This window comes from Amycolatopsis sp. NPDC026612 (genome assembly GCF_040638285.1).
Lineage (GTDB): Bacteria > Actinomycetota > Actinomycetes > Mycobacteriales > Pseudonocardiaceae > Amycolatopsis.
In genome coordinates, this window is the sequence record NZ_JBEZYB010000084.1 from 23,197 (window position 1) to 31,608 (window position 8,412).

8 protein-coding genes are annotated in these 8,412 nt (G+C 70.5%); 6 read left to right on the top strand and 2 right to left on the bottom strand.

What is annotated here, in order from left to right:
* Positions 1–135: 135 nt before the first annotated feature.
* Positions 136–813 (bottom strand): MBL fold metallo-hydrolase, encoded by a 678-nt coding sequence (locus tag AB0F15_RS38525; protein WP_360281627.1) that lies wholly within the window; start codon positions 811–813, stop codon positions 136–138.
* Positions 814–922: 109 nt separating this feature from the next.
* Here AB0F15_RS38525 and AB0F15_RS38530 point away from each other — a divergent pair, with 109 nt between their 5' ends.
* Positions 923–2,128 carry an acyltransferase family protein gene (locus AB0F15_RS38530; RefSeq protein WP_360281629.1) on the top strand — a complete coding sequence of 402 codons (1,206 nt, stop codon included), beginning with the start codon at positions 923–925 and terminating at the stop codon, positions 2,126–2,128.
* 97 nt (positions 2,129–2,225) lie between these two features.
* Complete coding sequence (gene uvrA / locus AB0F15_RS38535) at positions 2,226–5,087, top strand: excinuclease ABC subunit UvrA (protein WP_360281631.1); 2,862 nt, start codon at positions 2,226–2,228, stop codon at positions 5,085–5,087.
* Between the two features lie 3 nt (positions 5,088–5,090).
* Here the strand turns inward: uvrA and AB0F15_RS38540 are convergent, their stop codons facing one another.
* Positions 5,091–5,630, bottom strand: coding sequence for a fibronectin type III domain-containing protein (locus AB0F15_RS38540; RefSeq protein ID WP_360281633.1), 540 nt, complete (start codon positions 5,628–5,630; stop codon positions 5,091–5,093).
* Between the two features lie 223 nt (positions 5,631–5,853).
* Between AB0F15_RS38540 and AB0F15_RS38545 the strand changes: the two genes are divergently transcribed.
* The 4 genes from AB0F15_RS38545 (at position 5,854) to AB0F15_RS38560 (ending at position 8,246) form a co-directional block, all read left to right on the top strand.
* Positions 5,854–6,357: a hypothetical protein gene (locus tag AB0F15_RS38545; protein WP_360281635.1), complete on the top strand. Its 504-nt coding sequence runs from the start codon at positions 5,854–5,856 to the stop codon at positions 6,355–6,357.
* Between the two features lie 145 nt (positions 6,358–6,502).
* A complete protein-coding gene (locus tag AB0F15_RS38550) occupies positions 6,503–7,054 on the top strand; it encodes a sigma-70 family RNA polymerase sigma factor (protein WP_329056855.1) in 552 nt (183 codons plus the stop codon).
* The gene (locus AB0F15_RS38555) at positions 7,051–7,767 is read left to right on the top strand and encodes a zf-HC2 domain-containing protein (protein ID WP_360281637.1); all 717 of its coding nucleotides are present in this window, start codon (positions 7,051–7,053) and stop codon (positions 7,765–7,767) included. The genes AB0F15_RS38550 and AB0F15_RS38555 overlap by 4 nt, the downstream gene beginning before the upstream one ends.
* A 5-nt stretch (positions 7,768–7,772) precedes the next feature.
* Positions 7,773–8,246, top strand: coding sequence for an SRPBCC family protein (locus AB0F15_RS38560; RefSeq protein ID WP_360281639.1), 474 nt, complete (start codon positions 7,773–7,775; stop codon positions 8,244–8,246).
* Positions 8,247–8,412 lie beyond the last annotated feature (166 nt).

The following is an 8,412-nucleotide window of genomic DNA, read 5'->3' on the forward strand; positions in this document are numbered from 1 at the left end:
TCCAGGACATGGTCGGTGTTCTCGAGCCTGCCGTTACGGTGCGGCCCGAAATTGGGTCGGTCAGGTGATCCAAGGGGGATGAAAAAGCGTTCGGGGCTTCCGGAAAAATCACCGGAAGCCCCGAACGCCGGAAATTCACCAGCCGCGCTCGCGCCACTCCTGCAGCTTCGGCCGCTCGGCGCCCAGCGTCGAATCGTCACCGTGGCCGGGGTAGAACCACGTCTCGTCCGGCAGCTCCCCGAAGATCCGCGTCTCGACGTCGTCGAGCAGCGACGTGAAGCCCGCCGGTGACCCCGTCTTCCCCACCCCGCCCGGGAACAGCGAGTCGCCGGTGAACAGGTGCGGAATGCCGGCCGGATCCCGGTACAGCAGCGCGATGGACCCCGGCGTGTGCCCCCGCAGGTGGATCACCGAAAGCGTGACCTGGCCCACCGGCAGCGTGTCGCCGTGCTCGACCAGGAAGTCCGGCGGCACCGGCAGCGGCTCGGCATCCAACGGGTGGGCCGCCGTGTTGGCGCCGTTCGCGCCGGCCACCGCACCCAGTGCCTGCCAGTGGTCCTGGTGCTGGTGGGTCGTGACGACCGTGCGCAGGGCCGGGCGGTCCGGGCCGTGGCCGATCAGGTCGGAGATGCGCTCGGGGTCGTTCGCCGCGTCGATCAGGAGTGCCTCGTTCGACTCCCGGCACACCAGCAAATACGCGTTGTTGTCCATCGGGCCGACGGACAGCTTGGTGATGGTCAGCGCGTCCAGGGTCCGCCGGGTGGCGTCGCCGCCCGGGTCGACGTGCCCGGTGTAGGTCTCCACGATGTTCACCCTGCACACGGTAGTCGTTTCGCTCCAAGCGGTTCCACCCGCACAAGCAGTCACACGCCCCGCCACGTAGGCTCACGGCGACCCCGCCAGCCCCGACCTCAGGACGACCGTGCCCACCTCGCCGACGCCGCGCCGGATCAGCTGGGACCTCCTCCGCGTCGTCGCCGTCTTCGCGGTCATCCTCGGGCACGTCACCCACCAGGGCGCGCTCCTGCACCCCGAGCTGACGGGGTACCCCGTCCGGGTGACGGCGCAGTTCGGCGCCGCGATCCTGCTGGTGATCTCCGCCTTCTTCGTGTGCGCCAGCCTCCGCAAGGGCCGGCCCCGCCGGTGGCTGTGGAACCGGGTCGCGCGCCTCCTGCCCGCGTACCTGGCCGCCGTCCTGGTGACGTACGTCATCACGCGGTGGGCCGCCATCTCCTTCAGCGGCCTGCCCTACCCGCCCGGCCTCGGCGGGTTCCTGTTCGGCGTGCCGCCCGGGCCGCCGTCGGACCCGTCGCCGTGGTACATCCCGACCGGGCTGGACCTGGTCGCCAACCTCGGCATGGTGCAGGAGTGGGGCATCCGCTCGGGCGCGTTCTACTACCTCGACGGCTCCTACTGGACGCTGCCGGTGCAGCTGCTGGCCTTCACCGGCGCGGCCCTGCTGTGGCCGCGGTCGTGGCGCACGCACCGGCTGACCGTCGCGCTGCTGTGGGCGCTGATCCTCGTCCCGCTCACGCTGCGGTTCCTCGTCTTCGACCCGGCTGTCGTGCGCCCGGTCGCCGACAGCTTCTACTACGGCCTCGGGCTGCACCGCCTGCACGTGTTCGCCATCGGTATCGCGGTCTGGCTGTGGTCGCAGCGGCGGCTGGCGCACTGGCACGCCGCGCTGTTCGTCGTCGCCGCGGTCGCCGCGCAGGACCTGCAGGTGTTCCCGCTGCACCGGGCGCTGCCGCAGGACGCCGAGCGCTGGCCGTCCACGATCGGGTTCGCCGTGCTGCTCCTGCTGGTCTGCCTGGCCGCCCGCGGCCCGGACTGGCGGTTCCCCGGGCTGGCGAGGATCGCCCCGGCCGTCACCTGGCTGGCGGGCATCTCGTATGGTCTTTATCTGGTGCACCAGGAACTGGGTTACATCCTGGCCCGCGTTCTGGTCGACCTCGGCCTCCCCGGCTGGCTGCGGCTCCCCGTGGTCGTCGCCGCCGCCGTGCTGGCCGGCTGGGCGGTCACCGCGGGGGTCGAACGCCCGGCCCACCGGTGGCTCACCACCCGCCGGAAGCCCGAAGAACCGCAGGTCAAGGACGCGGAGCCGGTTTCTGTCGGTGGTGGCTCGTAGCATGAACGCGGCCACCCGTGCAGCCGCGTTGAGACAACCGGCCGGGTCGGCGACCGCAGCTGTTGAATGACTGAGAATGACCTGAGAGGACCCTGGCGTGGCTGATCGCCTCGTTGTTCGCGGTGCCCGCGAGCACAACCTCCGCGGTGTGGATCTCGACCTGCCCCGCGACAGCCTGATCGTGTTCACCGGCCTGTCCGGGTCCGGGAAGTCGAGCCTCGCCTTCGACACCATCTTCGCCGAAGGGCAGCGCCGCTACGTCGAGTCGCTGTCGGCCTACGCCCGGCAGTTCCTCGGGCAGATGGACAAGCCCGACGTCGACTTCATCGAGGGCCTCTCGCCCGCGGTGTCGATCGACCAGAAGTCGACCTCCCGCAACCCGCGGTCGACCGTGGGCACGATCACCGAGGTCTACGACTACCTGCGGCTGCTCTACGCCCGCGCCGGCAAGGCGCACTGCCCCACGTGCGGCGAGGCGATCAGCAAGCAGACCCCGCAGCAGATCGTCGACCAGGTGCTCGCCATGGAGGAGGGCATCCGGTTCCAGGTGCTCGCCCCCGTGATCCGCGGGCGCAAGGGCGAGTACGTGGACCTGTTCGAGAACCTGCAGCAGCAGGGCTACGCGCGCGTGGTCGTCGACGGCACCATGCACCCGCTCACCGACCCGCCGAAGCTGAAGAAGCAGGAAAAGCACCAGATCGGCGTGGTCATCGACCGGCTGACCGTGAAGGCGGCGTCGCGCCAGCGGCTCACCGACTCGGTGGAGACGGCGCTGCGGCTGGCCGACGGGCTGATCGAGCTCGAGTTCGTCGACCTGCCGGAGAACGACCCGCACCGGATCCGCGGCTTCTCCGAGAACCTCGCCTGCCCGAACGGTCACCCGCTGGCCATCGAGGACCTCGAGCCCCGCTCCTTCTCCTTCAACTCGCCCTACGGTGCCTGCCCCGAGTGCACCGGCATCGGCATCCGCAAGGAGGTCGACCCGGAGCTGGTGGTCCCGGACGACGAGCTGTCACTGGCCGAGGGCGCGATCGCGCCGTGGTCGGGCGGGCAGAGCGCGGACTACTTCATCCGGCTGCTCGAGTCGCTGTCGGAGACCATCGGCTTCCGGATGGACACGCCGTGGCGGCGGCTGCCCGCGCGCGCCCAGAAGGCGGTGCTGCACGGCGTCGACGAGCAGGTGCACGTCCGCTACAAGAACCGCTACGGCCGCCAGCGCTCGTACTACGCCGCCTTCGAGGGCGTCATCCCGTTCCTCGAGCGGCGCCAGGAGCAGACCGAGTCCGAGTACATGCGCGAGCGGTACGAGGGCTACATGCGCGAGGTGCCGTGCCCGGCCTGCCAGGGCACCCGGCTCAAGCCGGAGATCCTCGCCGTCACGCTGGCCCACAAGACCCGCGGTGACATGTCCATCGCCGAGGTCTGCGCGCTGTCCATCGCCGAAGCGTCGCAGTTCCTCGACGAGCTGGAACTCGGGCAGCGCGAGACGATGATCGCCGGCGCCGTGCTCAAGGAGATCCAGGCCCGGCTGCGCTTCCTGCTCGACGTCGGCCTGACGTACCTCTCGCTCGACCGCGCGTCGGCGACGCTGTCGGGCGGCGAGGCGCAGCGGATCCGGCTGGCGACGCAGATCGGCTCCGGCCTGGTCGGCGTGCTGTACGTGCTCGACGAGCCGTCGATCGGCCTGCACCAGCGCGACAACCACCGCCTGATCGAGACGCTGACCCGGCTGCGGAACCTGGGCAACACGCTGATCGTCGTCGAGCACGACGAGGACACGATCCGCTCCAGCGACTGGGTGGTCGACATCGGCCCCGGCGCGGGCGAGCACGGCGGTCACATCGTCCACAGCGGACCGTACAAGAAGCTCCTGAAGAGCAAGGAGTCGCTGACCGGGCAGTACCTGTCCGGGCGCCGGAAGATCGACATCCCGGCGATCCGGCGGCCGATCGACAAGAAACGGCAGCTGACCGTCGTCGGCGCGCGGGAGCACAACCTGCGCGGGCTGGACGTCTCGTTCCCGCTCGGCTGCCTGGTCTCGGTGACGGGCGTGTCCGGCTCGGGCAAGTCGACGCTGGTCAACGACATCCTCGCGACGGTGCTGGCGAACAAGCTCAACGGCGCCCGCCAGGTGCCGGGCCGGCACACCCGCGTGAACGGCCTCGGCCACGTCGACAAGCTGGTGCGCGTCGACCAGTCGCCGATCGGGCGGACCCCGCGGTCCAACCCGGCCACCTACACGGGCGTCTGGGACCACGTGCGCAAGCTGTTCGCGGCGACGACCGAGGCGAAGGTCCGCGGCTACCAGCAGGGCCGGTTCTCGTTCAACGTCAAGGGCGGCCGCTGCGAGGCGTGCGCCGGCGACGGCACCATCAAGATCGAGATGAACTTCCTGCCGGACGTCTACGTCCCGTGCGAGGTCTGCAAGGGCGCCCGGTACAACCGGGAGACCCTCGAGGTGCACTACAAGGGCAAGACCGTCTCCGACGTGCTCGACATGCCCATCGAGGAGGCCGCGGAGTTCTTCGAGCCGATCAAGGCCATCCACCGCCACCTGCAGACGCTGGTGGACGTCGGCCTCGGGTACGTCCGGCTCGGCCAGCCCGCGCCGACGCTGTCCGGTGGTGAGGCGCAGCGCGTCAAGCTGGCCAGCGAGCTACAGAAGCGCTCGACCGGCAAGACGGTGTACATCCTCGACGAGCCGACGACCGGCCTGCACTTCGAGGACATCAACAAGCTGATCGGCGTGATCAACGGGCTGGTCGACAAGGGCAACTCGGTGATCGTGATCGAGCACAACCTCGACGTGATCAAGACCTCGGACTGGCTCATCGACATGGGCCCCGAGGGCGGCTCGGGTGGCGGCCAGATCGTCGCCGAAGGCACGCCGGAGCACGTGGCGGCCATCGAGGAGAGCTATACGGGCCAGTTCCTGCGGACGGTCCTCACGGCGGAGTAGCGGCTACCGCTCCTTCCCGGTGGTCTGGTGGACCACCGGGGAGAGCGGGCCGTACCGCAGCGTCCGGAGCCGGTAGGCCGATTTCTCCTCGCCCGGGAGCAGCGGGAGCGCGCAGGTCGTCACGTTCGGGTCGGTCACCTCGACCGGGTCGAAGTCCGGCGCGCCCGGCCGCCGGATCTCCAGCAGGAACCCGGCTTCGTCGGGGGAGCGGTCGGTCCAGGTGAACGTCACCGTGTCGCCCGAAGTCACCGCGTGCAGTTCCGTCGAGACCGGACCGGTGAACGGCTGCTCCCGGTAGTAGAACGGCGTCTCCGGGATCAGGCCGGGGTGGTGGTAGCTCGTCGTGTGCGGCGGCAGGAACCGCAGCGTCGTCCAGGGGCCGGCCGGGTCGTTCGCGTACTCGACCCGGTGGCCTGCACCGTCGTCCGGCCAGCTCAGCACCACGTCCGTGGGCGAGGTCAGGGTCGCGGTGAAGGACGGCGGTGGCGCCGCCGCACAGCCCGCGGCCAGCAGCGCCACGGCGACGAGGGGTTTCACGGACACGGCGGCCTCCCGGAACGGGCGGGGGCGGCGGTGCGGACGTGAGCAGCTTAGGAACCCGCCCGTACGGCGACAAGATCTTGCCGATCAGCGGGACACACCAATCCGGTGGCGAACCGGCACCGAATGCGCGTGAACCCGGCTGAACCGTTTCGCGATCGCGGCCGTGTTCCCGGTGTCGAGGTCCGCCGGACGGCGGTGCCGCCCTCACCGAGGAGAGAACGTCATGAACCGTATCCGGCCGGTCGTCGTCAGCGCTGTGGCGCTCGTCGCCGTCGCCACGTTGTCCGCCTGCGGTGACATGGCCGACGGTGCCCAAGGACCGCAACACGGGGAGCCGGGGCACAAGATGCTGCAGGTCGGCACGGTCAACGGTGTCGGCGCGGTGGTCACCGACGCCGACGGCAAGACGCTCTACCGGTTCGACAAGGACCTCTCCCAGCCGCCGACGTCCAACTGCGACGGCGACTGCGCGGCCCAGTGGCCGCCGCTGCTCGCCGGGGTGGCAACTCCGATGCTCAAGGGCATCCAGGACACCCAGGTCGGCACGGCGACCCGCAAGGACGGCAGCAAGCAGCTCACGCTCAACGGCTGGCCGCTGTACGAGTACGCGGGCGACAAGGTGACGGGCGACATGAACGGCCAGGGCGCCAACGGCACGTGGTTCGCCGTGGCCCCGGACGGCAGCAAGATCACCGCGGGCGGCAAGGCCGGCGGCGCCGGGTCCTGACAGACGACGGTTTCCGGGCAGCACGAGGAAGGGTGGGCGGCCGATGAACACCATGGTCGCGCTGCGCTCGACGCACGCACCGCCGGTGGAGCTGAGGGTTGCACTACTGTCCTCGACGACTCAGAACACCGTCGGGAGGACGAGGGTGGCCATAGGAGGCAGGCGGCCTAAGAAGGCCAAGGGCGAGGACCTGATTCGGCAGCTGTACGCCGAACACGGCCGGAGCCTGCTGGCTTACGCGACAAGGCTGACCGGTGATCGCGCGGCAGCCGAGGACGTGGTCCAGGAGACGCTGGTCCGAGCGTGGAAACACGCGGACGACCTGCAGAACGACGGGAAGGGCTCGGTGCGCGGCTGGTTGCTGACCGTCGCGCGCAACCTGGTCACCGACCGGGCACGAGCCCGGGCGGCCCGGCCACAGGAGGTGGCCGAACCGGCCGATGGCGCGCCGACCCCGGCCGTCGAGCGGGACCACGCCCAGGGCGTGGTCGACTCGATGACCGTGCTCGGCGCGATGGACGGGCTGTCCAACGAGCATCGAGAGGTCCTGGTGGAGATCTACTACCGGGGACGGACGGTGGCCGAAGCGGCGAGAACACTGGGCGTCGCACCCGGTACCGTGAAATCAAGGTCGTACTACGCACTAAGAGCACTCAGAGCAGCGATGATTTCGAGCGGAACGGAGGTGGCGCGATGAACTCGGTCGACGAGAGTCACACGCAGCTCGGCGCGTACGCCCTCGGCGCGCTCGACCCGGGAGAGGCGGCCGACTTCGAGCGGCGGCACCTCCAGACCTGCGCGCAGTGCCGGTTCGACCTCAACGAGCTGGTGGCCCTGCGCGACTCGCTCGACGAGGTCCCGCCCGAGGCGTTCCTCGACGGGCCGCCCGAAGGTGGGGATCTGCTGCTGCAGAAGACCCTCCGGCGGCTGCGCGACGAGGAACAGGTGGCGCCGGTCCGCGAAGCACGCCGGGGTGGCCGGGGCCTGGCCCTGGTCGCGGCGGCCGTGCTGGTGGTCGCCGCGCTCGGTGGCGGCGTCCTGGTCGGGCGGTCGACGAGCTCCGGCGACAACCTCGCGATGCCGATCCAGCCGACGGCAGTGCCCGGCACGAAGGACGTGCGGGCCACCGACGCTTCGACGGGTGTGCAGCTGGCCGCGTCGGTCAGCCCGTTCCAGGGCTGGGTCCGGGTGAACGTCGCCGTGAAGGGCGTCCAAGCCGGGGAGAAGTGCCTGCTGCAGGTCACCACGAAGGGCGGCCAAGCGGTGACCGCCGGCAGCTGGCAGGTCTCGGAGAAGTGGGAGAACCAGGGCTTCCAGCTCGACGGGTCGGCGCTGGTCGCCCCCGACGACGTGAAGTCGGTCGACATCGTCACGGTGGACGGCCGGAAGCTGGTCTCGGCCCAGGTTTGACGAGCATGACGGGCGCGCGCTACCGGTTCCGCAGCAAGTGGCTGCTGCCCGGAACCACGCCCGAGCGGGTGTTCGGCGTGGTCACCGACCTCGCCGGCTACCCGCGGTGGTGGTCGGACGTCCGCGCGGTGCGCCGCGTGGACGACGACACCGCCGAACTGGTCTGCCGGTCCCGGCTGCCGTTCCGGCTCGTCGTCCGGATGCACCGGGACCACCAGGACGAGCGCAGGGGCCTGATGCGGGTCAGGCTCAGCGGCGACCTCGACGGGACCCTGGCCGGGGCGGTCCGCGCGGCGGGCGCGGGCACGCTGCTGGAGATCACCCAGGACGTCCAGGCCTGCAAGAAGTTGCTGCGGCGCTTCGACACGGTGGCCCGGCCGCTCTTCCGCGCGAACCACGCGCTGATGATGCGGCGGGGCCACCGTGGTCTTTCGGCCTACCTGGCCGGGGCCCCGGCGCTCGAGCCGGGTCAGGCCTGACCCGGCGACGCCCACCCCGGGTTCCGCGATCGGCCGCGATCAGGCAGCCCGCGCGCGTCGGCTCCGACGGCCACCGCCCACTGAACCGTCCACTGAACCGCCGAAGGCGGCACTTTCACTATGAAAGTGCCGCCTTCGGCGGAGTGGAACGGGCCGCGGTGCGAGG

What these genes read in the sequence shown, in the direction of transcription:
- AB0F15_RS38545 (WP_360281635.1), top strand. Translation starts at nt 5,854, where the DNA reads ATGAACCGTATCCGGCCGGTCGTCGTCAGCGCTGTGGCGCTCGTCGCC.
- AB0F15_RS38555 (WP_360281637.1), top strand. Translation starts at nt 7,051, where the DNA reads ATGAACTCGGTCGACGAGAGTCACACGCAGCTCGGCGCGTACGCCCTC.
- AB0F15_RS38560 (WP_360281639.1), top strand. Translation starts at nt 7,773, where the DNA reads ATGACGGGCGCGCGCTACCGGTTCCGCAGCAAGTGGCTGCTGCCCGGA.